Genomic DNA, 26689 nt, shown 5'->3' on the forward strand with positions numbered 1-26689 from the left:
GTTGTTATACCGAAAAAGTTATTAGCTTATATATAGATGAATTTCTGTATCGCGCCGAGCATTAAAACTAGGCAATTATTAATTTGGGTGTTTGCTAAAACTAGCCCAAACCTATCCTCATGAGAAAATCCCCCTTTTTTTTAACCCTAATCTACTGGGCTATTTTGTCTGTATTTTTTCTTAGCTGTACCCCAGCTAAAAAGGAATCAAAATTTATAACTTTAACGGTATATGCTAGTGCTAGCTTAAAAAGCGCTTTGGCAGATATTCAAAAAATTTATAACCAAGACAATCCCAATATTACTATTAAATATAAACTGGCCAATTCTGGAACTTTAGAAAAGTTAATTGAGCAGGGTGCTAGAGTGGATATTCTCATCACTAGCAACTCTAAAAGCTTAGATAATTTACAGTCTAAAAATTTTCTTCTTGCAGGTACTCGTCAGAATTTATTGAAAAATCAAATAGTATTGATTGTATCCAAGGATACTAAAAATATTTCTGATTTCAAAGACTTGACTCGCAGGCAAATTCAGAAAATTGCTTTAGGCGATCGCACAAAAGAAGCATCAGGTAAATATGCTTTAGAAATTTTCATGAATCTTGGAATTTTAGACCAAGTCAAACAAAAATTTGTGTTCATGTCTAAAAATAATGAAATACTGAGTTTTGTAGAAAATGGTAAGGCAAATGCAGGTCTGGTCTATGCAACAGATGCTATTTTATCGGAAGGAGTAAAGATGGTAACGCTTTCACCACACGAGCTTCATTCTCCGATTGTTTATCCCATAGCCATACTTAAAACTAGCCCAAATACCCCTGAAGCTAGGAATTTTATCCAATTTCTTCAAACCGATCGCGCTGAAGCTGTGTTTCTTAAGTATCGATTTGTTGTTAATTCTAAGAGATCAAATTAACCAGGACTTAAATCTTATTAATAATTATTTCTCAGTCAAAGTTCCAGACTTGATAACTATGAAATGCAGTTTTTACCTTCCCTTAGCTATCTTATCTCTAGTTTTAGTCAGTTGTAGAAAACAAGAGGCAAAAACAATTAGTTTAAACGTCTCAGCAGGTCAAAGTTTACAACCTGCTATGACGGAAATTAAAAAAATTTATACTCAGCAACAGCCAAACGTATCTATTACTTACAAGTTTAGCAGTGGTGGTTTCCTTAAAGACTCAATTAAGCAGGGAGAAACCATAGATATTTTCTTTACAGGAGGCTCGGAATTTTTGGATGATTTGCAGTCAAAAGGGTTTCTGTTTGAAAAGACTCGTAAACATTTACTTAATAACAAATTAGTCTTGATTGTGCCAAAGAATTCTACTGGTGTATCTACATTCAATGATTTGTCTGGTAAACAAGTCAAGACGATTGCTGTAGGTAACTTTAAGACTACAAGTTCTGGTCAACACGCTGAAACAATTTTAACATCTTTAAAGATTTTAGACCTAGTAAAACCAAAATTACTTTTTTCTAAAGTTGGCTTTGGTGCAGCTCGTTTTGTGGAAACGGGACAAGCAGATGCAGGTATTGTTTATGCCACAGACGCCATCAACGCAAGTCAAATTAAGATTGTGGCGATCGCACCTGAAAACTCTCATTCTCCTAGTATGTATAGTGTAGCTATACTTAAAGCTAGCCCGCATATTCCCGAAGCTAAAGAGTTTATCCAATTTCTGGAAAGTAACCAAGCCAGTGCTGTGTTTGTGAAATATGGATTTGCGATCGCAAGGGACGATCGAGCTAGAAAATAGTTTATCTTTTATTAGAGTTGTTTTACTTATTCATAATATTTTATGTCTATCAGGCAAGAATTTACTTCGCTACCCATATTTAGGTATCAATTCAAGTTAAAACATTTCTTTAGTCAATTAGGTATTCGACAAAAAATTACCTATGGGTATGCTCTTGCTATTGGAATTGCTATACTGGGCGCTACTGGTGGGAAAATTATAGAAAATTATTATCAATCTCAAGCCAAAAAACAACTAGTTGAGTCTCAAGAAATTATATTACTTCTAAATAATTTACAGGCATCTACATTACAAGCTCACACTCAAACACCAAAACTCATTTATTTCTTAACTGAGCCAGTTAGGTTAGAGTTAGAATACTCTCGGTTTTTAGAATATATTGCTGCGGTCAATCAATTGCTTTATCAAACTAAGAATTACTTAGATATTTTAGAGTCAGAACAATTTTTTATCAATAAAAAAGAAAAAATTCAGACAGTTAAAATGTCAATCCAAACTTATATTGATTCTATTAAAGAGTATGCTCAAAGGCTAGAAGTAATAGAAAAACAATCTGCATCTACTTGGAGAGCAAACACGATTGATTCCGTATCTTTACTCAGTGTGACTAAGAAAAGCAAAAAACTTGATTTAGCAGTTAATAAAGTTTCACAAGAAATGTCTTTGCTTATTAGCGAAATTCAAGACAAAGAAGCTAAAAAAACTGTTCAAGCCTTAGATCGAGCTAAAGTAATAGGGACACTTATTTTAGTGATTAGTCTCATGTTAGCAGCAGGGCTTGCAACTATCTTAGCTATGTACACTAGCTGGATGATTGCTTCACCTATCGAAGCAACTACCAAAATTGCTCAACAAGTTACAAAAGAGTCAAATTTTACCCTCTTTGCGCCCGTAACAACAGAGGATGAAGTTGGTCAATTAACCATATCTCTCAATCAACTGATCCAACGAGTTGCGGAATATACTGAAGAATTGAATCTTGCTCAAAGCCAGTTGATCCAAACTGAAAAAATGTCGAGTCTGGGACAGATGGTTGCTGGTATTGCCCATGAAATAAATAACCCGATTAACTTTATCTATGGTAACATCGAACATACTAAAAATTATGTTCAGGATTTGTTAGAACTCATATATATTTACCAGCAGAAGTATCCTCAATTTGAGACTGAAATTGAGGAACGAATTGAGGAAATCGAGCTAGAATTTATCATTTCCGATTTGCCCAAAATCTTAGGTTCTATGAAAATGGGTGCTGAACGCATCCGCCAACTTGTGTTATCTTTACGAAATTTTTCCCGTCTCGACGAAGCAGAGGTCAAGTACGTTGATTTGCATGAAGGAATTGACAATACATTATTGATTCTCAATAATCGGATCAAAGATAAAATTGAAATTATCAAAAAATACGGCAATTTACCATTGGTAGAGTGCTATCCAGCACAGATTAACCAAGTGTTTATGAATCTTATAAGTAATGCTATAGATGCTCTAATTAGTGCTAGCGAACAATTACAAAAAGAAATAGTGATTCAAACAAAAATTATTGCTTCCGATTCAATTCAGGTAGAAATTCGAGATAATGGAGTAGGTATACCTTTGGAAATTCAAAACAAAATTTTCGATCCTTTTTTTACCACAAAACCAGTGGGTTCTGGAACTGGTTTAGGGCTGTCAATTTGTTATCAAATAATAGAAAAGCATCGTGGCAAAATTCTTGTCAAATCGCAACCAAATCAAGGCACAGAATTTGCCGTCTCTCTTCCAATTCAACAGATACATTCACTCTAGTCAGAGTGAAATTCAACCCCGCTCAACGAACAGCTTGCAAAGCATCGTAAAGTCGCTCGTATCGCTTAAACCCTGCTTCATACAAAAGATTTGCCTGGGGCTGTACCACATGACTATCCTGTGGTAGTATCTTGAGTGCAGTTTCTAAGACAGGGTAAACACTTACGCCCACCATTGCCAAAATAGCGGCTCCGTGAGCTGCTCCTTCTTCGGCTTTGGGAGCAATGAGTTCTGTTTGCAAAACATCGGATAAAATTCGTAACCAGATGTTAGAGCGTGCTCCTCCACCCGTTGCTAAGAGTTGATGAACGGGGGCGATCGCGCTGATGAGTTCCAAAGCTTCCCGCAGACTGAATGCAACTCCCTCTAGAACAGCACGAATGATATCTGCTTGCGTATGAGCTAATGACAGATTCACGAAAGCACCCCGAGTATTTGGATCGAGGTGGGGACTGCGCTCTCCTGATAGGTGGGGCAAAAATAGTACACCACGCGCACCTGGAAGCGATCGCTCTGCTATTTCCATCAGCTCGGTATAGGATATATGCGGTGCAAATGTATCCCGATACCAACGCAGAGAACCACCACCCGCCAGTGTCACTCCCAGCAGATGATAACCCCCATCCACATGACAGAACAAATGCACCCGACCTTCTGGATCGGGAATTGGGCGATGTCTACGACGGGCTACGCCTACGCACGGTGCAAAAATGACCCCCGATGTGCCAATACTCAAACTACCTCGGTTCAGGTTGCTTGATGAGATGTCCAAACCGATGAAGCTGCGGCTCAAGCAATCCTTGCGAAGATTTAGTACCAGTTTGCCGTCTCTACATTGTTTTCCTGATAAGGGTTCCGGTTTTATCTGAACCGTATTGGGTTATATAGGACTCCTATTTGATTTTTGAACAATTACTGAGCCTTAGAAACCCGGTATCTGGGAGATACCGGGTTTCTTTATTTCAAGATTCAAGTAGGATTGCTATATAGTCTCTAGGTATTTTTAGAGAAACGTTTAAAAAGCTCTGCATATTCTTCAAGTTTAATTTCATCAATATTTGAACCTATACGCTGATAAAATTTTCTATCGTATGGTATGGGATCTCCAGCTTTTAAACAAAAGATAACTACACATTTATCATAATAATTAATTATTTTAATTTCTCTACCTATGGTATCTTTAGCTATTTGAGGAATAGGTTCTAATTTAATTTGTTGAATTATCCAGCGATAAAAACTATCAAGATTTCCCTGTAATCTGTTTGCTTCATGTTCTATTCCTGTTATCTTGAAATTTTTATAATCCACGGGATCAATATTATATAATTCTTTTATCCTTTGTGCTGTCTGATCATTATCTACTACTCCAACACAAACATAACCAATTGCATTAGGAGAATGATTTGCCATTGCAGTTAAAGTTTGAATTATTTTGCTAAAATTTCCTTGATCAAATTCTCCTCTTTGATTTAGTTGTGTAAAACCTTGTTTAAAGTCATATAAAGTTTGTTCTGTTTTCGATTGAGTTAGTAGAGTTTCAAATTCTGTTAACCATGAATCTTTAGCAGGATCGTTATTATCCCTTTTTTTAAAAAACTTTCTAATGATTCCTTTAACTTTGTCTATATTACGCCTTTTATTTTGATAGCTCCATGTCGGACCGCTAGTAGTAGTTATATCATGATTAATATTTTTTAAAGATTTTACTAATCCATCATAATTAGCTATTTCCATTTGCTCCTGAAATACTAAATCGTAAAAACTTAAAAATATTATTTGAAAAGGGCGTGGCATATAATTGAGATTATTTAAACTTATCAAATCGCAAAAAGATTTGTTAGATTCTTTTAATATTTCACGAATATGATTATAAATAATCATAAACTGTTTTTTAATAAACTCGGTTTGCTTTAATACTAATAAAGTTTCTATCTTTTCATGATTTTCACAATTTTTAAAACCATAATATTCATCTAAAACGGAAGCACTACTTTTGGGAATTTCAGGGTATAGTGTAATATATGCAATAATGTTAGCAACAATTTGTTCATCTTCTGATTGCCTCAGCATTTGTTTTGTTAAAATTTTATTTTTTACCCAAAATATATCATCAATTTTGATACCATATTCAAGTTGTTTATTAGTAATACTAATTTTTTTCATCTCATTAAGAAGAATAATGTCTGAAGCTGATGCGTCTGATCTTATTTCGCTTGAAATTACTCTAACTAAATTAGCAAATTTAGAAGTTGCTCCTGCTGAACGTAATTCCTGTTTTGATAAATGTTTACCGTTAGAGTTGATTCTTCTGAAGATCTCGTCAACTTTATCATTATCATCGAAGTAATAAACAGAGAGTGGAAGAATATAACTGCCTATTATTTCACAATATTTTCTTTCAAGAATAGGTTCTTTTTGCACTAATGTTTCTTGGTCTAATTTGGATTTTGATTCCACCATTGTTTGCAAATCAAAATATTTACCTTTAATATCAAATTCTCCTTCAATAAAAGCAGTAATAGCATTTAATCTTTGCATTCCGTCTATAATTTCAAATACAGATTTTTTGTCTTTTTCTGTTTCTGCTAATAAGATAATAGGAACTGGAAATCCTTGTAAAATTGAATCTATAAATGCTCTTTTTTCTTCGATAGTCCAAACCAATTTTCTTTGATATCTTCTATTAGCATAAAAGAGATTATTTACATAAAAATTATAAATTCGTTGTATACTTTCGCTTCTTATTGAAAGTTCTCTTTGAACAGGAGATGATTGAATGTTTGCTGTACTCATAATTACTATCCCTTCCTTGCTAACAAGTATTATTGCGAAAAATTTTAAAAAATTAAAATGCCCGTATTATTCCTTTATGAACGATGCCCAGCAGCAATAGCGTAATATAATTTCCGGCAAATTACCCATAATTAAGCAGCTAGCTCATGCAATGCAAGTGCTTGCCAAAGTCATGCCTGCTGTACATCATCCAAAAGCGGTTCGCTGCTTCCTTGGTTTGAACTGCGTTGATCCCCTAAGGTTTCTGCTCCAATCCGGTTGTAGCCCCAAACCAACTCGTAAATCCAACTTCGGCTATACCCTGTAACTTCTGCCACTTCTTCAGTTCGTGTACCTTTAGCTAACAACCAAATTGTCTGGTAGTGTGTCCGCTTTATAAGTTCCTTGGTTTGCCAGTAACTTCTTTCTAGTTCTTCTAGGCTTAGATGTGGCTCAATTGTTACTCGTCTTGGCATTGCGATCTCACTCAAATGCATTCTGATTTATATTATGGCTGATTTGGCGGACATCATACTTATGGGTTCGTTCACCCACTGCAAGAGATGGCGATCGGCTAAGACAACAGGTGCTTGAAAGTTTATAACCAGATGGTCGTTCATTATCCATGATTTCTTGAAAAGTTTCAAAATATCTTTCTCGTTCTTTCGCTTCTGCTTCTGACACCTCTTCTTCAATCCAACTTTTCAATAATTTCATTGCATCTTGATTTTTCAAGAGTTGTTCCTCTGGAGTTTCCCCCTTATGTTTTAAAAAGGGTTTAAAAGAATTTTGCAAAGTGTGAACTTCTTCTATTTTATGAGTTTCTACCAGTCTATTTAACATCCAAAGTGTAGAAGTTACAGAACGACGTAAGTTTTTAGCGGTATCTTCAAAATCTAGATAAGTTTTTTGTTTTTTGTGTCTAATTTCCAATTCAATTTGTAATATTGTATTAGCAGCTATTTCAATTTGCTTACAAACTTCACCAGATAAAAATTGCCAACTATCCTCTACCGTTGTGGCAATCAGTTCAAATCCATTAACATATTCTTTTAATTTGACAGCTAAATCATTCTCATTTTCAGCAGCCGCTAGAAAATTTACTCCTTCTAAAAGGCTGGCGTAAACTACGGCTTGCCTTTTCAAAAACTCAATATTATCTATATGTAGCCAAATTTTTCTTGTTGGCGGGTTATTAATATCTTTTAATTGCAATAATATTTGACTAACTTGGATTAATGCGTGTCTTTTTTTTAGAATATTATGAATTTCAACAGTTTCCTTAAGGAATTTTTTAAGATTGTTTAAATTTTCCAGACTTATATGCTCAAAGTTTTGAAGGTTAACAATAGCCTCAAGTTTGTCTCTCAATACGTACAAGTCACGTTCTATCTGAAGAGTTAATAACCTAGAAATATTGAATACAGCAGGTTGCAATGTCATATTTATTTCTTTAAAGACGGTTTATAAATATATTTTGCCATAAATATAAGGTAAATGACCTTATCAAAACTTAACTCTTCTAATCAAGCCCTTTGTTCACGGCAAAACTGCCTGACAGCCCTGACAACAGTTAAATTCGTCCCAGTTCTTCTTAACTGTAGCTACTGATTCAACTGTTCTGCACTAATTAAAGGAAATGCCCGACTAGTGGGTGAATCAACATACTTCCTTTCACGCAGTTGTTTGATTTTGATTGTTTCTTGTTGATAAAGCCTACTTCAGGAACCGACATTGCCCAGTAAATACTGAGCTTACTATCTGGCTTGTTGCAATATAACCCTCTGAAAATCTTGTCGTTTGTTATATCATGTCCGGTTAAATAATTATGATTTAAAACTCACGCAAAGACGCAAAGGCGCAAAGAAAGACGCAAGTTTTTTAATAACTGATTAAGCGGACTTGATATTACACGGCTCTCTGCTCAATATGTATAATAGTATCGAGCAGAGATCCCTTATTAAGGTTTTAAGGTTTGAATAACGGGAGTTCAGAACACTGATTATTGCAATCCGCTAACCTACTACTAACAATTGCATAGCTTGTAGCTGCCAATAGAGAAAAAATTACAACGAAAGCGTCCTATAATAAATCAATCTCTTTTTTTCCCTCAGACCCAACAACATAAAAATTTTGAGGGTAGACCCATTGTGTCTCTAAAGGTCCGTGGATTTGAATACCTGTCATGACAGCATAATTGAATACAGAAGAGTTTAAAGTCTTCAAAAGCTTTTCTATATCTTGAGAAATAATTTGGCAAGCTAACTTTGTAATCCCAACTAGATCGGGTTTATCTCCATATTTGAGGGTAGAAAGGATTTTCTGCCGAACAATACTTTGCTCAATATCTTGCATATCAGTTTCTAGATTGAGACATCCTAATTCAAGTTCTTTGACAATAGCTTCCAATGCACCGCAAGCATGAGAGGGTTTGTCGAGACCTTTGCGATATACTTTCCCAATCTCGCCATACCGAGAAATAGCAATATGAGGCATGGCATAAAAAGTAAAACGACGCAAACCTTCAAAGATGGGAGTATGGTCACATGCTGCTGCCAAACCCGTTTTGCCCATTGTGACAAACCCTGCTAAGCTGCAACAGTTGAATGTCTTACCCCAGTATCTAATGACTGCATCAAAGAGTGGATCTGTAATCTCATCACGACATATAGCCACCATTCCCATTGTGTTTTCATCAGTCAAGCCATGGTCACTCAAGCACTCATAGGTCTTGCTCATATAGCTTTCTAATGGCAAAGTTCCAGGAAAATGACTGTGAACAGTTTGGTGGAAAGCTGGAAACACACTTGGGTTGTAGCCATTTAGATCTTGCAAAATGGTTTCTTGTTCTCGAACTTGGTAGTTTTGGGTCATAATATGACTGCTCAAATTTTCAGCACAGGCTGCTGGCTGCTAAACTTAACACTTCTTAACGGTTATAGCAAATCTTTTAGTAGAGTCATAATTTTCGCGAACCGCCCTTTCTTTTCCACTTCCGGTGAAGAAGAGTCCTAATCAAGCCCTTTGTTCCCGGCAAAACTGCCTAATAGCCCTGACAACAGTTAAATCCGTCCCAGTTCTTCTTAACTGCAGCCACTGATTCAACTGTTCTGCACGAATTAAAGGAAATGCCCGACTGGTGGGCGATTGTCTCCAAGTTCCCTCAGGAGTGTAATATAGTTTTCCCAAGTCACTCCATCAATCTTAATAGCGCTACCAAGTGCTAACTCTATCTGGCTGATGGGTATAGCAATTGTTGCTGTCATTTAAAGAAAAATAAACTTATATTATAGATTATCGCATGGGAATAAACTCAGCTTTCTCGGTTAACTTTTGCCCTTCTCTTGTTAACAATAAACTAGCGTAAGCTTCTCCCGCTTGTTCATCCACTTGACCGTTTTGTTTAATAATGACGAATAGACGGCGAGTCAATGGATATTCTCCATTTTGCAAAACCTCAAGGTTGAGCTTATTGTATTGTCTCTGACACTTACCTCCCGGCTCAGAACTTTCTATTTCTGGAGAAATTAAAGCACTTCCTTTATGACGACTGACCGGTAAAGTTTTCACAGTACACTGCTTGATAATTTCAGAAGCTGAAGCATAATAAATAGCCCCTTCTTCTGGAAAATTGCCAACTTTATTGAGTGCTTGAGTGGTGGTAGGAATAAAGACAATATTTGAACCAAAAACTTGGTTTTCTAAAATATTTTCTTTGAAAAATTCACTTGTTCCACTATTTAATGGGCGAGATAATGGCGTGATTTTTACATTAGGGCCACCTATCTGGCTCCAGTTGGTTATCCTACCTGTATAAATCCCTTTTAATTGTTCTACAGTTAAACCTTCAATCTTTAAAATGGGGTGAACTGCGATCGCGATCGCATCAATTGCCACAGGAACCTGTTTGAGTTTCACACCCCTCGCAGCCGCCAGTTCGTATTCTTTATCTAGAATTGGTCTGGAAGACTGAGCGAAAGAAATCTGACCATCTAATAACATCTTGATACCAGTTCCCGAACCGGGTGGTAAAGTAGGATGTTGAGTGTAAGTCAAGTTAAATTCAGGCAATTCCTGTTTAATTTTCTGATCTACCAAACCACGAATGGGTGCCCAAGTTGTACTTCCACCATACAGCCAAGTTCCAGACAGAACGGTGATGGATTTGATGCTAGATTGTTTGGGCTGTTGTGCTGATTCCGATCGCTGGTTGAGAACAATAGTAGCAGGGATCGCGATCGCACAACCAAGACACAATCCCATCATCCCAGCCAACAAAGCTGCTTTTTGACTTTTGAGAATTGGGAGATGCGAGCGATCAAATTTCGCAGTTGACAGCTTTGAAACTGTAGCTTTAGGATAATTCCCACTCAAAGAAAGCCAAGTCAGAGGTTCTACATTAGACGCAATACAAATTGTGGGCAACCAAACAGCACCGGGATAACGGGATTTAAAATGTTCCAAACGTTTGCGGGCTTTCAATACCGAAGCAAATAAAGATTTATTGCGAGTAAACTCTTGAAAAAAGTGTTTCAAAAACTCCACAGCCACAGGATCTGGTACGGGTTCCCGCATCACGACGCTTTGAGGCAAATGTAACTCAGCCAGTTGGTTGGCTAAGCCCAAACCATCGCAAGAGTTGAAAATTGCCAATTGCAATCCTTTAGCGATCGCTTCTTTTAATGCTTCCTTAAATTCCTCAATACTTAAACTTTCGCTATCATTAACTTCTATCCACCCAATTTGCCCATCTTTTCGACTCCCACTATGCCCGGTAAAAATGAAGATGTGATAGCCCTGTTCGTCCCAAAGGGCTTCACACAAATTTTTGAGATTCGGTTGCATCAAACAGACAACTTCCGCCCCAAGTTCCTCCAAGCGCCGAACAACTTCTATGTCATCGGTGGTATTAATCCCGTCACTTCTTCCCACTGCTACTAAAATTCTGACTTTTGAACTGTTGGGACGTGCAACGCTCTTGTGGTCTGTTGTTTTGGGCGCACTTAAGGCAATTTCCGCTTGAGGATAGTGTTGTTCAAATAAACTCCACTCTTGCCAAGGGAGACGCCGCAAGTTAATATCTTTGGCATCCAGAATTACTCGAATTTCTTCACCTGAGGAATGCAGTTGTTGGGCGATCGCAATCAATCCATCCCGAATCGGTTGCCATTTACTATCCCCCGAATTCAACCACTCATTCAGGTTAGTTTTCAGCGCTTGGGTGTGTTCCAAGTTGGAATGAACCGTGACACTTATTGGTGTTAAACGCAAACCTGGTGCGGGAGCAATGCAAGATCGTACATCTTCAATTTGACGATAAGCGGATTGCCATTGAGTAAAAGAAGTTTCTAATTCTGGTGGAAGTGTTAAAAGAAAACCCTCAGTTTCATACTCTCGATTTGTTGCTGTCAGAATAACTAGAAAGCCCTCTTCTGATGTTCGCCTAATTTTAATCTTGACAATGCCCATACAGAGTATCCTGTTATTTGATGCTCAGACAATAAACTTTTCAGTCAGACTTGTCCCTTCTAACACCACTTTGACACTAAACATTTCGCTTTGTTGGCAACTAAACTCCAATTCCATCCAACTGTCAGTTTTTTTAGATTGTGCTTCCATACAAGCACTTCCTGCTTCATCAAACAAAACCAACTGTAAATTTTCCGGCAAATAAATTCCATTGTTACCTGGATAAAGACGCAAACGAATATTAACTGACTCAGTTACCGTAAGTGTAACTTCCACAACAAGTAGTAACAGGCGATCGACCAAATCAATTTCTTTTACCCGACTCACAGAATTGGTTACATGAGTTATGTGCCTAAAGTTACCTGCCAGTGCCAATTCAACAGGCTGCCAGTCTTGGTTAAAAATTCCCTCAAGCCACTGACGCAAGTTGACAAAAAATTGTTCTGATTGGTTGCTCTGGATAGAGTTAATAGTCTCAATGAGAATATCTAAAGGCTGTAGTTGCGCCAATTGGACTATTTCAAGGTATTCATCAGCATTTATGGCACGAGCAAATCCCAGTAATTGTACGGAATTCAACTGACTGTGAAATTGAACTGCCACATAACCAATTCTATTTTGAGAAACTTCCATTGGTAACTCAAAAGCAAGCTCACCAGGTAGCACCGGACGGCACTCCAATTTTCCTACATTGGGAATAACCAAATCCGCGACATTAAAAATTGCCCGCAAACCCGGTTCCCAACTGTCACTGCTTGTGAGATTGGTTTCAACCATCAGCCATTTTAAATAACTGTGAACAGCACAAACAGCTAAAGTATTGAGATAGACTTGTTTACCCTTTTGGGGTGTAGCTTGTTCTGAGGCAAACATCTCAGCCCAACGATGAGCATCTTTACCCAAAGGAACACTTATAGGTTGTGATTGTGTGCTAGTCATGGTTTATACCCACAATTTCGTCCAATATCTACTAATAAAGGAAGGCATTTTTGCTTCCAATGTGAATAAAGGGTTTGGTTGTTCATTTCAAACTCTCTGGCAATGTCAGAAATTTTTTCAGGAGGTTCCTGCAAAAGCAAACGTTTTGCTAATAACTGACAATGACATTCTGGGTGTTTTCGCGGATGACACACACTGAGTGTTCCTTGAGTATCTTGTATAATGTGTCCCTTTATTTGTTGACCGAGACGCTGGCGTTCTCCTTCTTGCACTTGAAGAATTTTAATATCTAATAAGTCTAAAGAAAGGCTTGTAAATTGGGAATCGGGTAGGAAATCCAACAGAGTGATTTGGTCTCCATCATCATTCCGTATTGGTTTGTCTAAACTGGTAACATTTTGATTGTCCTTAGCATACAAATCCACGATTCTCCACTTAAGGTAGCCATTGATCCAACTTACCAAGCTTTGTTGCACTAAGGAATGACGTGGCTGAAAATCACAGATACTGCGACAAACCCACTGCCAAGTATCATTTAAAGCTTGAGGATAGTCTTGGTGAGTAGACTTATAAATACCAGGTAGTTGCTGTAGTTGTACGAGCAGCCGATTGAGAGCTTTTTGCCGCTCCGCAGTTAAATCTGCATGACGGCAAACCTCATGAATGAGATTTTGCAGTTGTTCATCCACAGCAAGTTTTCCCCGCAACTGCCATGCTTGTTCTACGTATAATTCCAAGAGACAAGCACTTGAACAGCTTGAGTTTAACTGATTTTCAGAAGATATGGTGGTTATCATTTCCATTCAATCTGGAGATTAACTGGTCACTGGTTACTGGTCACTGGTCACTGGTTACTGGTCACTGGTCACTGGTTACTGGTCACTGGTCACTGTTAAAAGGGCTACCCGCCTTTGTAAGGTTTCTATAGTTCTATCTACCCTCATCAGACTTTTTATGAAATTAAATCGTGAAAAATAAGTTGAATGACCCCATTGACAAAAAATATAACTTGGTAATAATGTAAAAATACGCAGCCAAAAAAGCCTCATCACTAACACGTGAAATGTTGGTTTTGTTTGGTCTCAGGTGTATCCTCCCAACTATCCTGCCTGATGTCAGGTTATCCCGTTGGCTGGATATTCAGTTTAACTTTTAACTATTGCTGACTAGTATATCCACAAGATAAAACTACGTTGGCTATTTGGCTGAATGTTCAGCCAGCTGGATAATCCGGCACTAGGCAGGATAGTTGAGAGGATACATCTGAGACCCGAACCAAATGAGTTTGTAAGTGATTGTTTTGGGAAATTTTCATCAGTGAAATTTCTCACAATAGAGCCTTGGTACAGTATTTAACATGGGGGCAAAAAACCCAGTCTTTTTCTGCTAAAAGGATTAATATCTCGTTAACTTAACGAAAGAAACTGGGTTTTTGAGATTAATGTACCAATGCTCTAGATGCTTTTTTGCTGCATATTGCAAATTTTAGGAAGCAAGTAATATGCTCAAAACAAAAAAAATACAGCCGCAGCGCATTTCGATTTATTGGGATTCTCAGAACGTGTATTTAACTCAAGAGCGAGTGAAACTTTTGCGAATTTATGCCAATCTTAAAGGGCTGATAATCGGCATAAAAGTTTACTATAATTCCCTACGTGAAGCGCAAGTAGTGGTAAAAGATGAGTCACCAATTTTTGGTATTAAATTTGTTGATGTACCTTGCGCTTTAAAAAATAGTGCAGATAATCAACTCGTATTTGACGTACTGGAAGATATGAGTAGTAGCCAGCCTCCGGACATAGTTATTCTTATATCTGGTGATGGGGACTTTGCTCATCTAGTTGTCATGTTAAAAAAATTAGGTGTAGAGGTCATAGTCCTAGCTCAACGAGGTAATGTCAAACGGATACTCAAAGAGGTTGCTCATGAAGTTCACTATGTAGATGAGTTACTGCAGTTATCTGAGGAACAAAACCAACGTCAAAACAATGCTATTGAATCTATCATTACTTACAATGAAGCTATAGGCTATTTAATAGCAGCTATAAAAACTGCATTAAATCAAGGTAAGCAAGCAACCCTAGGTAAAATTGACAACGTAATGCGTCAGCTATTTCCAAAATATAAAGGAGTTGCTTGCATTTGTAACCCGGATGGAGGAAAATTTTCTCGCTTTAGTAAATTTCTTGAAGCAGTTGAGAGAGATGGAAAAATCAAAATGCACGAGCAGAATTTATTGTTAATAGAGTAACATAGAGTGGTTTGAAGTTTCCTGGCTCTAAAAATTCTGTAAATTCTAGAAACCCAGTTACTTTGATAAACTGGGTTTCAACTTTGACATCATCATCTAAAATTTCTGATGCATATAATTAGAGAATTGCCAAACTTTTAAGGCAAATACTTATACTGTGATAGGAACCAGTTTTGATTTTTAAAATCCGCTCTTTCTTCCCTCAGCGCCCTCAGCGCCTCTGCGGTTCATTAAAATTTTTATAATTCAAATAAGATTGCCCATAACACGCAAATCATATCCAACAATCAAACACACAACCAATGCACAAACTGTTGACATTCCGAAATGAAAAACTCTTACGCCACGCTCTCACTCACCGTTCTTACGTTCATGAAAACCCAGACGCAGGAGAACACAACGAACGCTTAGAATTTCTGGGCGATGCTTTGTTAACTTTTTTAAGTGCTGAATATCTCCATCGCCGTCATCCCGACAAGGAAGAAGACGAACTCACTCGTCGCCGTTCCGCACTTGTAGATGAAAAGCAACTGGCAAAGTTTGCGATAGAAGTTGGCTTAGACTTAAGGATGCGGTTGGGCAAAGGAGCTATTCTAGAAGGTGGTTACCAAAATCCCAATTTGCTAAGCAGTACCTTTGAAGCCGTGATAGCGGCTTATTATCTAGACAATGATTCCGATGCAGACGCAGTTCGTAAGATTATAGAACCACTGTTTGATTCCGTACCAGAAAAAGTCGTTGAATCTCGTTCTAGTGTAGATTCAAAGAACAAATTTCAAGAATGGGTGCAGCGTAACGTGACCCAAACGCCCCCCAAATATGTCACAGTCCAAGCAGGTGGTTCTTCCCACGCTCCTGAATTCACTGCTCAAGTACTTGTAAACGATCGCGTGTACGGAGAAGGTAAGGGACGCAGCAAAAAAGATGCTGAAAAGGCGGCGGCTGAGGATGCACTAGCTCGTGTGAAAAAATGAATCAGAGAACAATCCAAGTAACACCAGGTGTGTTGGTTAAGCTGCTAAGGCAAAAACTCCCAACAATCTACAGGTTGTTCCAAAGAGCATGCACAGTAAGTGTTGCGTCCTTGTGCTTTGGCTTTGTAGAGCGATCGATCTGCAGCCATGATGAGCTTTTCCTGCAAGCACTCCACTGTAGGAATTAAGCTAGCAATGCCCATACTGATTGTCACATAAGTATTTGCTCTAGAAGCTGCATGGGGAATGGCTAGCTTGGCAATTTGCTGTCGAATCTGTTGTGCTACATAAGTAGCTCCTTCCAAATCAGTATCGGGTAGCAATACAGCAAATTCTTCTCCGCCATAGCGAGCGACTAAATCGCCCGGACGTTTGCACGTAAGTGCGATCGCATTAGCTACCTCTTTCAGACAACTATCCCCAGCCACATGACCGTAGCAATCGTTATAAAACTTGAAATAATCGATATCACAGAGAATTAACGCTAAGGAAGCTTGTCTGCGTTGAAGCCTCTGCCATTCCCTCTCAAGTGCTTCATCAAAACTGCGACGGTTGTTGATTTGTGTTAACCCATCCAGGGTAGCCAAACGCTGTAGTTCCTGGTTAGTCAGTATCAACGCTTCTTCTGTTTGCTTTCGCTGTATAAATTCACCTAGCTCAATCGCAACAGCATTGACTAGTTGCACTAACTTTGGATCGTAAGGCAAGGGCGATCGCTTAAAAAAAACCAAAACAGCAAGCACTTGCTCCTGCAACACAATCGGCATCCCAAAAGCTGCTTTCAACCCAGCACGAATTGCTGCTTCAGTCCGAAGAAAAACAGGCGCTTGCTTTTGTGAAACATCTTCAATCCACTCCGATTGGTGAGTTGCCCAAACCCGACCCAGCAATCCCACACCATCAGTAAAGGATATGTCTAATCTTGCCTGATGAAATTGATTGAGTGATAGATCGTGCATTGGATCGTGGCAGGTTTGACTCAGTTGTAAAGTCATAATATCGTCACCTAAAATCCAACCTTCGCCATAGTCCCAATCCATAGCTTGACGTACCTTACATAAAAGAATTTCCAAAGCACGCTTGAAATCAGATGCTTGATGAACTGCATGAATTGTGGTTAATAACAGTTGAGTTGCTGCTTCAGCTTGCCTTCGCTCTTGAATCTCCTTTTGCAGCTTCTGATTGTGTTCCTTAAGTTCTTGCTGTTGCTTTTGAATCTTAAGTTGATGGCGAACTCGGAGCAAAACTTCTTCAGCTAGGAATGGTTTGGTGATATAGTCTTCACCCCCAACCTCAAAAGCTCTGATTTTATCTATTGCTTCATCCAAAGCACTCAAGAAGATAATGGGAATTTCACAAGTTTGGGGAGATGCTTTTAACTGGGTACAAACAGCATATCCGTCTATCACTGGCATTTTAATGTCCAGCAAAATGAGATCGGGTGGTTCTAAGAAAATAGCTTTTAAAGCGACTTCACCACTAATTGCTTTCCGAACCCTGTAGCCCTGTTGACTAAGAATAGCAGAGAGTAGAGCAAGGTTACCGATATTATCATCAACAATCAATAAATCTGCATGATTTTTTAGGGCTTCTGTATCCTCCCGAACAGCCAGGTTTACATCTTTATAGTTATTATCAAATTCCTGATTTTGAATGTACATTGCGGTCAGGACAAAAGTGTTAATCTAAAGAAAGAGTTAAGATTGGACGATCTTAACACCATTCTTAAAAAACACTTTGGTATTTGTGGCAAAAAGACTTATTTAATGGCAACTGTAACAGTTGCTGACATTCCGGGAGATAACCGCGATTCAAAACCGCGAATGCTCTTAGGTTCAAACACTATCTTGACAGGTATTCTTTGCTCATCCAAATTTTTTGTAGATAATGGTGTATCGCTTTCTTGTGGCAAAGGAGTAAATCTACCAAAAGATGAGGGAGACATACTCTCTACCGTGCCACTAAACTTGTGACTGGGGAAAGCAGTCATCTTAACATCCACTTTTTGACCGGGCTGTATTTTTTCTAACTGCGTTTCTTTAAAGTTAGCCACAATCCAAGGATTTGGTTGCACAACTGTAATTAGGGTTTGTCCCGGTTGTACCTGCTGTCCTATCTGGACGTTTTTGTTACCTACTTTTCCAGGAACAAGCGCTGTAATGTTAGTATAAGATAATTGGAGTTGTGCTTTTTTTAACTCAGCTTCTTTTTGCGCGATCGCAGCTAGTGCTGTTTTGTACTTTTGCTCGTCAATCTCTTTTTGGGAGTTAGCGGTTGACAACTGCGAGACTCTCTGTTTGCTATCGGTTGGTTTGACTTGTTTGTCCTTGTTGCTTGATTTAGCAACCTGTGTTCCTTTCTTTGCAGGTTTTGTTGCAACTGGTTCTGGGATATTAATTGTGCTAATTGTGACAGCGTTCATATTTTCCCGGATCTGAGCGGCTTGTTGTTTGGCTAACTCTAGAGACGCTTTGGCTTGGGACAAAGAGACTTCATAATCGCGGGAATCGAGCTTTACCAACACCGTTCCGGGAGATACCATTTGGTTATCATTAACTGCAATTTCAGTGACGATTCCTGATATACGTGATGTGACTCTTTGAATATTTGCACTGATAAAAGCATTGTCAGTTTCTTGATATTTTTGAGCATACTGCCACGATTTGTAACCGTAAACTCCAGAAGCGATCGCCCCTGTACTTAACAACACGCCGATTGTCACTTTAGGGAGTAGATGACTCACAGAGAGCGAGACAGATTTTTTGTGATGAGTTTTTGTCTGAGTGGAATTGGTAGCGATCGCCTCTTGCTGCGACACTAGAGTTGTTTGTTCGTTTAGTCCTGCAACTGGCTGAGTCTGTTGTGAAGAATTTAGGCTTTCCATGAGCGACCTTTATCTAAGCAACGATTACGGTTTTTTAAACCGATGTATTAATTAGTAACAATCGTCAAGATCGCAATAGTCTGATTTTGACCGAGTGTTGTCCGCTTTCAGGACGCGCCCAATACTTCAGTTGTTCCAAAAATATCCAGTTCGCTTTTGTTCTGAGTTTGAATATAGACCATTAACAATCATTACAGAGAGTGTTTTTCTCTAACTCATTTGCCTAAATGAATGGCGATCGAGAATATACCCACACAAGGTACTATGCAATTTAATACGGTTAATGTTAGAGTTAAAACAAACACCAACATACCCAAAGAATTTATCACTACAACAAGTCATGAAGATTAAATTTTTACCGATTAAATCTTTATTTGTTCTCGGACTCACTCTTGGCTTGATAATAATTGGCAAACTGATAGTAGCACAACCGAGTATGGCCCAGAGTCTGCCAGTAGCACAAACTTACATTGAAGGTACAAACATTACTGGTACTCTACTTTTCAAAGAGCGAAAAGATGGATCTGTACAGATTAAGGGCGAGATCCAAGGAGATCCGGCTATACTGACACCCGGTTTGCACGGGCTTCACGTTCATTCCGTAGGCGTGTGCGATCCTAATGCTCAACCTGCTTTCAGCACCAGTGGTGGACACTTTGACCCCGGTCCTTTTACTTCAGAAGTTCCCGTGGAAGCAAACCACCCATACCATTTAGGTGATTTGCCAAACCTAATGGTGGATGAACACGGTTACGCAAAGTACAACGCGATCACCAGTCGTGTAACTCTACGTGAAAGTCCTGTCAGTGTGTTTGACGACAATGGCAGTGCAATTATTATTCACCAATTGCAGGATCTACAACAAGCTGAGGGTTTAGCAGCACAAGCAGGTGGGGGACGGATAGCCTGCGGAGTTGTAACGTATGATTCTCAAGGTTATGGTGTATGAGGGCTTAGTAGGTTAGTCGGTTAGTAGTTATTAACAACCACTAACCACTAACCACTAACCACTAACAAATTATACTTACTCTTCTAAATAAACTTCACCGTACTCTTTTCCTGCAATTGGAATAGATTGATAGCGTATTTTACCTTTAAAAACAACTTTATCTCCCTCTTTTATACCAGTTTGATTGGTAAGTACCCACACTTTCCCGGTAGAGTCGTCAATTTGATATGCTAGCCGCTTTAACAAAGGTACTCGTTTCTCGACATGTCCTTGTATGTAGACTGTAGCATCATCCTCTTTTTGTGGTTTGATTTCCTGAATAGGGGTAATATTGGCTCCTATTGTGTTCCAGCCATACCGACCCAAATTAGTGCAACTTAACACCCCTGTCAGAAGGAGACTTGTCAATCCCAAGCGTAAGGATAAAACTATGCCATGCTGATACAACAACAATATATTTAAATTTTTCATTTTTTGCATAATGAATACCTGTACTTGTCAATTTTGGCATCAGGGATCGGCTAGTGACAATTTATATCTGTGAAGTCGGGTGTTATGGGCATGGGACAATTTTTACATTTCTTTACACAGTTGTTTTTATCTTTACCTACCTACTTACAAGCAATCTGAGAAGATATTGAATGTGGTGTTTAAGCACGAATGCTAATAAAGCATGAGAAGGCAATGCCACTGCGTAGCGTTCTTCTACGAATTGTGATGGATACAAAAACAGCCAAACTTCTTGATGGTAAAGCTAAGGCAGAAAAGATTCAGCAAGAACTTTCTGCTGTCATTAAAGAAGCTCAACCCAAAATAGGACGCCCGCCCGGATTAGCAGTGTTGATGGTGGGCGATCATCCGCCATCTGCAGCGTATGTACGTGGAAAGGAACGCGCCTGTAAGAAGATTGGTATTGCATCTTTTGGTAGGCATTTTCCTAAAGAAACGACTGAAACTGAACTGGAGGAAGTGATTGCTGCACTCAACAAAGATGAGCGAGTGGATGGTATTCTTATACAATTGCCTCTCCCTAATCACTTGAATGCCCAGCACTTGTTGTATCGAATTGCTCCAGATAAAGATGTTGACGGCTTGCACCCCGTAAACTTGGGACGACTGGTGCGGGGCGAGATGGGTTTACGCAGTTGCACTCCAGCTGGAATCATGAGTTTACTGGAAGAATACAAAATTCCCCTACAAGGCAAGCAAGCAGTGGTGGTGGGACGTAGCATTCTAGTAGGTAAACCTTTGGCTTTGATGCTACTCGAAGCAGATGCTACCGTGACTGTCGCTCATTCGCGATCGCACGATTTACAGTCAATCGCAAAGAATGCTGATATTCTGGTTGCAGCCGTAGGTCGTCCAGAATTCATAACTTCTGACATGGTGAAACCAGGTGCTGTTGTGGTAGATGTGGGGATCAATCGCGTGACAGACTCAAGTGGTAACAGTCGCATTGTGGGTGATGTTCACTTTGAAGGAGTTGCTGGAGTTGCAGAATTTCTCACACCAGTTCCTGGCGGCGTAGGTCTCATGACTGTAGCTATGTTGATGCAAAATACTGTAAATAGCTACAGGCAAAGTTTAAAAAATTAGTCATTGGTCATTTGTTCTTTGTCATTTGTTCTTGGTCATTTACAAATGACGAATGACGAATGACTAATGACTCTTTCCCGTAAAATTGTTACGTAGATAACGGAACATCAAGGATAATTAAGGATGGTAGCAGCAGATAATATTCAGACAACTTCACAGGAAGGCAAATTTGACCTGTTAGCTTATCTCAAAGAGAAAAAACAGCTTTGTGATGAAGCTTTGGATCGGGCTTTACCCGTGCGCTATCCAGAAAAAATCTATGAAGCAATGCGCTATTCCCTACTAGCGGGTGGGAAACGCTTGCGCCCAATTCTTTGTCTAACTACCAATGAGATGCTTGGTGGTACTATTGAAATGGCTCTGCCTACTGCCGTTGCTGTAGAGATAATCCACACGATGTCGTTGATTCACGACGATTTACCCGCGATGGATAACGATGACTATCGGCGCGGTAAGCTGACTAACCATAAAGTGTATGGCGAAGATATTGCGATTTTAGCTGGAGACGGCTTACTCGCCTACGCATTTGAATATGTTGCGACCCAGACTCAAAAAGTTCCTGCAGAACGGGTATTAAAGGTTATTGCTCGGTTGGGTCAAGCAACTGGAGCAACTGGATTAGTAGGCGGTCAAGTGCTTGATTTAGAATCAGAGGGCAAAACGGATACTCCTCTGGAAACATTAAATTTTATTCACAGCCACAAGACAGGTGCTCTTTTGGAGGCTTGTGTCGTTTGTGGTGGTATTTTGGCAGGAGCAACACTAGAAGAAGAGCAACACCTATCTCGCTACTCCCAAAATATTGGGCTTGCTTTTCAAATTATCGATGACATTCTAGATATTACGGAAACCGCCGAGCAATTAGGTAAAACTGCTGGCAAAGACCTAAAAGCCAATAAAGTCACCTATCCTAGTCTTTGGGGAATAGAAGAATCTCGCGCAAAAGCTCAACAACTGATTGAAGAGGCTTGTGCTGAACTGGAACCCTTTGGAGCAAAAGCACAAGCATTGATTGCGATCGCGCATTTTATAACAAGTCGCAATCACTAGAGCATGAAAATGAATGATGAAAGACGGCTTTACAAGTCACCATTTATCATTCATATTTCTTTTCATAATTCATCATTTATAATTGATAATTCATAAATAGTATGCAGGACATAAGCGACATTTTAGAAAACCGAGTACTGTTCGTAGCTCTGATATCTAGTTTGATTGCTCAAGGGCTAAAGCTGGTTATTGAGTTAGTGAAAAATCGCAAACTTAACGTAAACGTTCTGGTAACCACAGGAGGAATGCCTAGTGCTCATTCCGCTTTGGTTACAGCCCTAGCAGCTGGTATTGGACAAACTCTAGGTTGGGCTTCTTCCGAATTTGCTGTTGCCGTTGTTTTTGCCATTATTGTCATGTATGATGCAGCAGGAGTTAGGCAAGCTGCAGGTAAGCAAGCTCGCATCCTCAACCAAATGATTGATGAACTATTTCACGAACATCCAAATTTTAACGGCGATCGACTCAAGGAATTATTGGGACACACACCCGTTCAAGTTATAGCTGGTTCAGCTTTAGGCATAACCATATCATGGTTAGCGAGATCTACTGGTGTACTAGTTGTTAATCCGTAACCAGTGACCAGTGACCAGTGACCAATGACCAGTGACCAGTGACCAGTGACCAATGACCAGTGACCAGTGACCAGTTTACTGCAAGCGTACAGCTGAGCGTAACAGCAACACTTTTCGACTGTCTACCAATACAGCAGAAAAGCCTTGTTCGCTTAGCTTTTGCAATGTAGTGTATGCATCTTTTTGGTTACTTGTATAAACAGCTAACAAGTAAGGACGTTGTCCGTAAGTAGCAAAACCCACATCTCCTCCTACAACTTCCCGTACTTCATTGGCAACTTCTGGACGGTTATAGTAATCAACCAAGACAGCGTAACCCTCTCCCAATCGCTCGGGTTTATAGGTGACGTTTTGACTGGGTGCGCCATCTGTTGGTCGAGTTGTGATGATAGCAGATAGCGCAACAACGTGGCTGATGTACCTCGCCCAGCGATTAGCATCGTCTATGCTGCGAAATCCACCTATCCGCGTTACCGTATCTTTTAGATACCTGCATGTGGTTGTCTTGAGTTCTCCTGGCAATGCACGACGCAACTGATTTTGACTATTTGATGTGGGACTAATAACCAATAAAAGATACTCACCTGCACCGGGAGGTTGACAGACAGGTAGATTTTGTCCTTGAGCAATGGCAGAATCTACACCAGCAATCAAGCTGCTAAATGCTAGCAATAAACTACTGACTAAAGATTTTGTTAATGTCCGGGCAATAGCTTGATACATGATTTTATTCTTTTTTTCTAATTTATAGTATAAAGACGCGCCATAGCGCGTCTCTACATTTAGGATACAGTGGCAACAGATGCCAAAGCATCAGGGATTTCTGGCGAAGGAGCTTGAAATTCGCCAGTAATGACGTACTCCAATCGTAGTTTCAACCAGGTAATAAATTGGGAATCAGTAGAAATAATTGCCACTGCTGTTTGGGGACACTTTGCCTTGATTTCTGCCATTTGAGGTGCCTCTAGAAAAGCTGGTTGCTTAATCACCCAAAAATCTATTTCTTTTTCTTGTTCGTGATAATAACGGGTTCGTTCTTTGAGAACTTCCTCCATGGGTTCTTCTTCTAGTAAAAATCGTTGACTTGCCAAAAGGTAATAGTATTTTTGCATTTTTCGTCTTTGATTGATGAATGAAAGGACACATAAAAATGGACAAGGGGCAATAGGTAATCAATTATTTCTTATTCCCTACTCCCCACTCCCCATTCCCCATTCCCTATTTTCTACCTAGTTGTTTGTTTTTTACCAACAGTTAACTTTTTGAGAAACTGACTGTTGTCAAAATAGTGCTCCACCGAAAGAATTTTTAAATCTTCAGTGACACGGGCTACGCTCATACCAACGATCTCCACTGTCTCCCCTGTTGACGCAGAGTCTTTGTATGAACCGCTAAAAGTTCCCCAATGCCGCCATTTAAATGTTACGTTGGGAGGACTGGAGAAAACCTCTAAAACTTCCCACAAGAATCCTTTGGGAAATGCCGTGCGGAAAAGTTTCCCCGATGATTCAAAAGTTTCTTCTGAAGCTTTGTAATCTTCTGTATCCGGCATAAATAGATTATAAGTGCCTGCCTGTATCACATCTGATGCTGTATATTCTGCACCTCCATTGCTACTCATGCGGAATTGCTCGTTAACAACAGATAGCCACTGAGAGGGGTTAGTCTTGAAAGATGCTTCCATCTCAAAGGTTCTCACCAAATTTTGAACGATCGCTTCGAGTGATCCTTCAATATGCTTGGCTTTGCTTTCTTTTGCAAGACCTTCTTGAGACTCAGTGTAATCTGGTGGAGTTTGAGAACGCCATTCAGCGTTACCACTATTTGCTATAACTGTGTCTCTGTCCTGTACCCAAAGAGGAAGGTTGTGAGATGGTTCTGCGTTCATAGAATTTTGAATTCCGATTTAACTTGTGAAATACAAACAAGTTTCTGGATTTTCGCACTGACAACCCCTCCATTTCAGTTATTAGTGACCACTGATCACTGGTCACTGGTCACTGGTCACTGTTCCCCTCGCATGGCTAGTTTCATTTCACGAACTGCTCTTTCCATACCTACCAACACAGCGCGACTGACAATGGTATGTCCGATGTTTAGTTCTTCCATACCAGGAAAGGTAGCAATGGGGAAAACATTCCAGTAAGTTAACCCGTGTCCTGCATTGACTCGCAATCCTGCTTGTATTGCTTGCTCGCATCCTTTAGCCAGGAACGTTAGCTCCTGTTGGCGACTTGTTTCATTTTTAGCTTCAGCGTACCGCCCAGTATGGAGTTCAATAAACTGTGCCTGAATCTTGACAGAAGCTTCAATTTGTGCAGGTTCGGCATCGATAAACAAGCTGACTGGAATACTAGCGCCTTGCAATTTATCGACCACTGCTTCCATTCTATCAATTTGACCGACGATATCCAGCCCACCTTCTGTGGTGACTTCTTCTCGCTTTTCTGGAACTAGAGTAACGTAATCGGGTTTAATATCTAGGGCAATAGCAACCATTTCATCTGTAGCTGCCATTTCCAAGTTAAGATGTGTTCTTACTGTTTGACGCAATAAGCGGACATCTCGTTCTTGAATATGCCGTCTGTCTTCGCGCAGATGCACGGTAATGCCATCTGCACCTCCTAATTCTGCGAGTACCGCCGCAGCTACGGGGTCTGGTTCCACTGTCCGCCGCGCTTGTCGAATGGTGGCAATGTGGTCTATGTTTACACCAAGTGTAGCCAACCTGAGTCTCCCTGTTTACAATCCTCAGGTCTTGATTTTACTGGAAATTGTGGGTTTGTGGTTTGATCGTTTTTATTGAACCGCACCAGGCGCTGAGGGCGCTGAGAGAAAGAAAGAGAGTGGATTATATACCCGACGAGTTGAAGAAGTCGAGTATCTGATTGTGGAGAAAGAAACTGGGTTAGTTTTAGAATGGTTGTTGTTTAAATAATTAATACAAATTTGAACAAAGAATGGGACAAATAGTTAGCCTAAATCAAGTCTATACATCACTTTCTCAATCCAAAATCTAAAATCTAAAATCTAAAATGGTATAAGATTTATGAGTCGTCCGCGTATTCTTCAACCCGGTCAAAGCTATACATTTAGTAAATATTTTGAATTGTCATTCTCCCCAGAGGATATTCTTGCAGAACTGGGATGTTCTTATGAAAGACAAAGATTGCAGTTGCCTAAATCAGAATGGGACTTGAACAGAATTGAGGGATTGGGTCTTATTATTGAACGAAATATAAGACGCGTTAAGCTATTAAGTGAAGATGCACGCAAACAAGCTATAATCGCACCAATTCTCTTTGAAGTCTGTGAAATAACAGAAACTCAGTTGAATATTGAATATCCTGTTAGTGTTAATGATTACTTGAAAGGTAGTTTCGATTACTATGTTAATAGAGGTCGAGGATTATTGGTGATTGAAGCTAAGCAATCCGATTTAAGTCGAGGTTTTACACAATTAGCTGTAGAGTTAATAGCTCTAGACCAATGGACGACTTCAGAGACTCCGATTTTGTTTGGAGCAGTAACAACTGGTGAAGATTGGCGATTTGGTATATACAAGCGTCAAGAAAAACAGGTTATTGAAGATTTTAAGCTGTACCGAGTTCCAGAAGAATTAACAGAATTAGTCAGCATTTTGGTTGGTATTTTGAAGGGTTAGATTGGTTAGAACCCCGA

General features: G+C 39.4%; 25 protein-coding genes and 1 pseudogene. 10 read left to right on the forward strand and 16 right to left on the reverse strand.

The annotated features are described in order from the left end of the window. Nucleotides 1–119 precede the first annotated feature (119 nt). Genes modA (WA1_RS08805) through WA1_RS08815 form a run of 3 tightly spaced genes read left to right on the forward strand, consistent with a single transcriptional unit; the run spans nt 120 to nt 3549 of the window. On the forward strand, nt 120–917 hold the full coding sequence (modA, locus tag WA1_RS08805) for a molybdate ABC transporter substrate-binding protein (RefSeq protein WP_017745433.1): 798 nt from the start codon (nt 120–122) through the stop codon (nt 915–917). Between the two features lie 58 nt (nt 918–975). Beyond that, entirely contained in the window at nt 976–1761 is a 786-nt protein-coding gene (gene modA, locus WA1_RS08810) for a molybdate ABC transporter substrate-binding protein (protein ID WP_026134882.1), read from the forward strand. A 42-nt stretch (nt 1762–1803) separates the two neighbouring features. Beyond that, entirely contained in the window at nt 1804–3549 is a 1746-nt protein-coding gene (locus WA1_RS08815) for a sensor histidine kinase (RefSeq protein ID WP_017745431.1), read from the forward strand. A 22-nt stretch (nt 3550–3571) separates the two neighbouring features. Here WA1_RS08815 and WA1_RS08820 read toward each other — a convergent pair whose 3' ends face one another. The 9 genes and pseudogenes from WA1_RS08820 to WA1_RS08855 form a co-directional block, all read right to left on the reverse strand. Continuing rightward, nucleotides 3572–4342: an FGGY-family carbohydrate kinase gene (locus tag WA1_RS08820; protein WP_272819103.1), complete on the reverse strand. Its 771-nt coding sequence runs from the start codon at nt 4340–4342 to the stop codon at nt 3572–3574. 200 nt (nt 4343–4542) lie between these two features. Continuing rightward, nucleotides 4543–6342, reverse strand: a complete 1800-nt coding sequence (locus WA1_RS08825; protein WP_017745429.1) for a DUF262 domain-containing protein — start codon at nt 6340–6342, stop codon at nt 4543–4545. Between the two features lie 173 nt (nt 6343–6515). Then, nucleotides 6516–6797 (reverse strand): annotated as a pseudogene (locus tag WA1_RS08830) (IS630 family transposase); the annotation flags it as partial. Between the two features lie 7 nt (nt 6798–6804). Next, the gene (locus WA1_RS58590; protein WP_017745427.1) at nt 6805–7764 is read right to left on the reverse strand and encodes a hypothetical protein; all 960 of its coding nucleotides are present in this window, start codon (nt 7762–7764) and stop codon (nt 6805–6807) included. A 639-nt stretch (nt 7765–8403) separates the two neighbouring features. Further along, nucleotides 8404–9195, reverse strand: a complete 792-nt coding sequence (locus WA1_RS08840; RefSeq protein ID WP_017745426.1) for a hypothetical protein — start codon at nt 9193–9195, stop codon at nt 8404–8406. Between the two features lie 245 nt (nt 9196–9440). Next, nucleotides 9441–9587 (reverse strand): hypothetical protein, encoded by a 147-nt coding sequence (locus tag WA1_RS56775; protein ID WP_017745425.1) that lies wholly within the window; start codon nt 9585–9587, stop codon nt 9441–9443. 28 nt (nt 9588–9615) lie between these two features. Beyond that, nucleotides 9616–11790 carry a substrate-binding domain-containing protein gene (locus WA1_RS08845; protein ID WP_017745424.1) on the reverse strand — a complete coding sequence of 725 codons (2175 nt, stop codon included), beginning with the start codon at nt 11788–11790 and terminating at the stop codon, nt 9616–9618. A gap of 24 nt (nt 11791–11814) precedes the next feature. Continuing rightward, nucleotides 11815–12729, reverse strand: a complete 915-nt coding sequence (locus tag WA1_RS08850) for a DUF1822 family protein (protein ID WP_017745423.1) — start codon at nt 12727–12729, stop codon at nt 11815–11817. Further along, the gene (locus tag WA1_RS08855; RefSeq protein ID WP_272819104.1) at nt 12726–13526 is read right to left on the reverse strand and encodes a hypothetical protein; all 801 of its coding nucleotides are present in this window, start codon (nt 13524–13526) and stop codon (nt 12726–12728) included. The genes WA1_RS08850 and WA1_RS08855 overlap by 4 nt, the downstream gene beginning before the upstream one ends. 704 nt (nt 13527–14230) lie before the next feature. Here WA1_RS08855 and WA1_RS08860 point away from each other — a divergent pair. Both WA1_RS08860 and rnc read left to right on the forward strand, forming a co-directional pair. Beyond that, the gene (locus WA1_RS08860) at nt 14231–14980 is read left to right on the forward strand and encodes an NYN domain-containing protein (RefSeq protein ID WP_017745421.1); all 750 of its coding nucleotides are present in this window, start codon (nt 14231–14233) and stop codon (nt 14978–14980) included. 302 nt (nt 14981–15282) lie between these two features. Further along, the gene (gene rnc / locus WA1_RS08865; protein WP_017745420.1) at nt 15283–15954 is read left to right on the forward strand and encodes a ribonuclease III; all 672 of its coding nucleotides are present in this window, start codon (nt 15283–15285) and stop codon (nt 15952–15954) included. 44 nt (nt 15955–15998) lie between these two features. Here rnc and WA1_RS08870 read toward each other — a convergent pair whose 3' ends face one another. Beyond that, a complete protein-coding gene (locus WA1_RS08870) occupies nt 15999–17615 on the reverse strand; it encodes a diguanylate cyclase domain-containing protein (protein ID WP_017745419.1) in 1617 nt (538 codons plus the stop codon). A 98-nt stretch (nt 17616–17713) separates the two neighbouring features. Further along, nucleotides 17714–18838, reverse strand: coding sequence for an HlyD family secretion protein (locus tag WA1_RS08875; protein WP_017745418.1), 1125 nt, complete (start codon nt 18836–18838; stop codon nt 17714–17716). Between the two features lie 340 nt (nt 18839–19178). Between WA1_RS08875 and WA1_RS08880 the strand changes: the two genes are divergently transcribed. Next, the gene (locus WA1_RS08880; RefSeq protein ID WP_026134880.1) at nt 19179–19787 is read left to right on the forward strand and encodes a superoxide dismutase family protein; all 609 of its coding nucleotides are present in this window, start codon (nt 19179–19181) and stop codon (nt 19785–19787) included. Nucleotides 19788–19862: 75 nt separating this feature from the next. On the opposite strand, the gene WA1_RS08885 is transcribed toward WA1_RS08880, so the two are convergent. Continuing rightward, nucleotides 19863–20267 carry a hypothetical protein gene (locus WA1_RS08885; protein ID WP_017745416.1) on the reverse strand — a complete coding sequence of 135 codons (405 nt, stop codon included), beginning with the start codon at nt 20265–20267 and terminating at the stop codon, nt 19863–19865. Between the two features lie 237 nt (nt 20268–20504). Here WA1_RS08885 and folD point away from each other — a divergent pair, with 237 nt between their 5' ends. The 3 genes from folD to WA1_RS08900 all read left to right on the forward strand — a co-directional run bounded on the left by folD (nt 20505) and on the right by WA1_RS08900 (nt 23008). Next, nucleotides 20505–21383, forward strand: a complete 879-nt coding sequence (folD, locus tag WA1_RS08890; RefSeq protein ID WP_026134879.1) for a bifunctional methylenetetrahydrofolate dehydrogenase/methenyltetrahydrofolate cyclohydrolase FolD — start codon at nt 20505–20507, stop codon at nt 21381–21383. A gap of 123 nt (nt 21384–21506) precedes the next feature. Further along, entirely contained in the window at nt 21507–22433 is a 927-nt protein-coding gene (gene crtE / locus WA1_RS08895) for a geranylgeranyl diphosphate synthase CrtE (protein WP_017745414.1), read from the forward strand. A gap of 101 nt (nt 22434–22534) precedes the next feature. After that, nucleotides 22535–23008, forward strand: a complete 474-nt coding sequence (locus WA1_RS08900) for a divergent PAP2 family protein (protein WP_017745413.1) — start codon at nt 22535–22537, stop codon at nt 23006–23008. A gap of 75 nt (nt 23009–23083) precedes the next feature. Here WA1_RS08900 and WA1_RS08905 read toward each other — a convergent pair whose 3' ends face one another. The 4 genes from WA1_RS08905 to WA1_RS08920 all read right to left on the reverse strand — a co-directional run bounded on the left by WA1_RS08905 (nt 23084) and on the right by WA1_RS08920 (nt 25735). Continuing rightward, on the reverse strand, nt 23084–23731 hold the full coding sequence (locus WA1_RS08905; RefSeq protein ID WP_017745412.1) for a hypothetical protein: 648 nt from the start codon (nt 23729–23731) through the stop codon (nt 23084–23086). 59 nt (nt 23732–23790) lie between these two features. Further along, nucleotides 23791–24120: an MgPME-cyclase complex family protein gene (locus tag WA1_RS08910; protein ID WP_017745411.1), complete on the reverse strand. Its 330-nt coding sequence runs from the start codon at nt 24118–24120 to the stop codon at nt 23791–23793. 113 nt (nt 24121–24233) lie between these two features. Beyond that, nucleotides 24234–24896, reverse strand: a complete 663-nt coding sequence (locus tag WA1_RS08915; RefSeq protein WP_017745410.1) for an ester cyclase — start codon at nt 24894–24896, stop codon at nt 24234–24236. A 116-nt stretch (nt 24897–25012) separates the two neighbouring features. Continuing rightward, a complete protein-coding gene (locus tag WA1_RS08920) occupies nt 25013–25735 on the reverse strand; it encodes a pyridoxine 5'-phosphate synthase (RefSeq protein ID WP_017745409.1) in 723 nt (240 codons plus the stop codon). Between the two features lie 322 nt (nt 25736–26057). Between WA1_RS08920 and WA1_RS08925 the strand changes: the two genes are divergently transcribed. Then, nucleotides 26058–26672 carry a hypothetical protein gene (locus WA1_RS08925; protein WP_017745408.1) on the forward strand — a complete coding sequence of 205 codons (615 nt, stop codon included), beginning with the start codon at nt 26058–26060 and terminating at the stop codon, nt 26670–26672. Nucleotides 26673–26689 lie beyond the last annotated feature (17 nt).

The sequence above is a fragment of the Scytonema hofmannii PCC 7110 genome (assembly GCF_000346485.2).
In the GTDB taxonomy this organism is placed as follows: domain Bacteria; phylum Cyanobacteriota; class Cyanobacteriia; order Cyanobacteriales; family Nostocaceae; genus Scytonema; species Scytonema hofmannii.

Coding starts and splice junctions, on each gene's coding strand:
- WA1_RS56775 (WP_017745425.1), bottom strand. CDS start 9,587: ATGACAGCAACAATTGCTATACCCATCAGCCAGATAGAGTTAGCACTT.
- modA (WP_026134882.1), top strand. CDS start 976: ATGAAATGCAGTTTTTACCTTCCCTTAGCTATCTTATCTCTAGTTTTA.
- WA1_RS08880 (WP_026134880.1), top strand. CDS start 19,179: ATGAAGATTAAATTTTTACCGATTAAATCTTTATTTGTTCTCGGACTC.
- WA1_RS08905 (WP_017745412.1), bottom strand. CDS start 23,731: ATGTATCAAGCTATTGCCCGGACATTAACAAAATCTTTAGTCAGTAGT.
- WA1_RS08875 (WP_017745418.1), bottom strand. CDS start 18,838: ATGGAAAGCCTAAATTCTTCACAACAGACTCAGCCAGTTGCAGGACTA.
- modA (WP_017745433.1), top strand. CDS start 120: ATGAGAAAATCCCCCTTTTTTTTAACCCTAATCTACTGGGCTATTTTG.
- WA1_RS08825 (WP_017745429.1), bottom strand. CDS start 6,342: ATGAGTACAGCAAACATTCAATCATCTCCTGTTCAAAGAGAACTTTCA.
- WA1_RS08900 (WP_017745413.1), top strand. CDS start 22,535: ATGCAGGACATAAGCGACATTTTAGAAAACCGAGTACTGTTCGTAGCT.
- folD (WP_026134879.1), top strand. CDS start 20,505: ATGGATACAAAAACAGCCAAACTTCTTGATGGTAAAGCTAAGGCAGAA.
- WA1_RS58590 (WP_017745427.1), bottom strand. CDS start 7,764: ATGACATTGCAACCTGCTGTATTCAATATTTCTAGGTTATTAACTCTT.
- WA1_RS08855 (WP_272819104.1), bottom strand. CDS start 13,526: ATGATAACCACCATATCTTCTGAAAATCAGTTAAACTCAAGCTGTTCA.
- WA1_RS08845 (WP_017745424.1), bottom strand. CDS start 11,790: ATGGGCATTGTCAAGATTAAAATTAGGCGAACATCAGAAGAGGGCTTT.
- WA1_RS08925 (WP_017745408.1), top strand. CDS start 26,058: ATGAGTCGTCCGCGTATTCTTCAACCCGGTCAAAGCTATACATTTAGT.
- rnc (WP_017745420.1), top strand. CDS start 15,283: ATGCACAAACTGTTGACATTCCGAAATGAAAAACTCTTACGCCACGCT.
- WA1_RS08815 (WP_017745431.1), top strand. CDS start 1,804: ATGTCTATCAGGCAAGAATTTACTTCGCTACCCATATTTAGGTATCAA.
- WA1_RS08840 (WP_017745426.1), bottom strand. CDS start 9,195: ATGACCCAAAACTACCAAGTTCGAGAACAAGAAACCATTTTGCAAGAT.
- WA1_RS08885 (WP_017745416.1), bottom strand. CDS start 20,267: ATGCAAAAAATGAAAAATTTAAATATATTGTTGTTGTATCAGCATGGC.
- WA1_RS08910 (WP_017745411.1), bottom strand. CDS start 24,120: ATGCAAAAATACTATTACCTTTTGGCAAGTCAACGATTTTTACTAGAA.
- WA1_RS08870 (WP_017745419.1), bottom strand. CDS start 17,615: ATGTACATTCAAAATCAGGAATTTGATAATAACTATAAAGATGTAAAC.
- WA1_RS08850 (WP_017745423.1), bottom strand. CDS start 12,729: ATGACTAGCACACAATCACAACCTATAAGTGTTCCTTTGGGTAAAGAT.
- WA1_RS08915 (WP_017745410.1), bottom strand. CDS start 24,896: ATGAACGCAGAACCATCTCACAACCTTCCTCTTTGGGTACAGGACAGA.
- crtE (WP_017745414.1), top strand. CDS start 21,507: ATGGTAGCAGCAGATAATATTCAGACAACTTCACAGGAAGGCAAATTT.
- WA1_RS08860 (WP_017745421.1), top strand. CDS start 14,231: ATGCTCAAAACAAAAAAAATACAGCCGCAGCGCATTTCGATTTATTGG.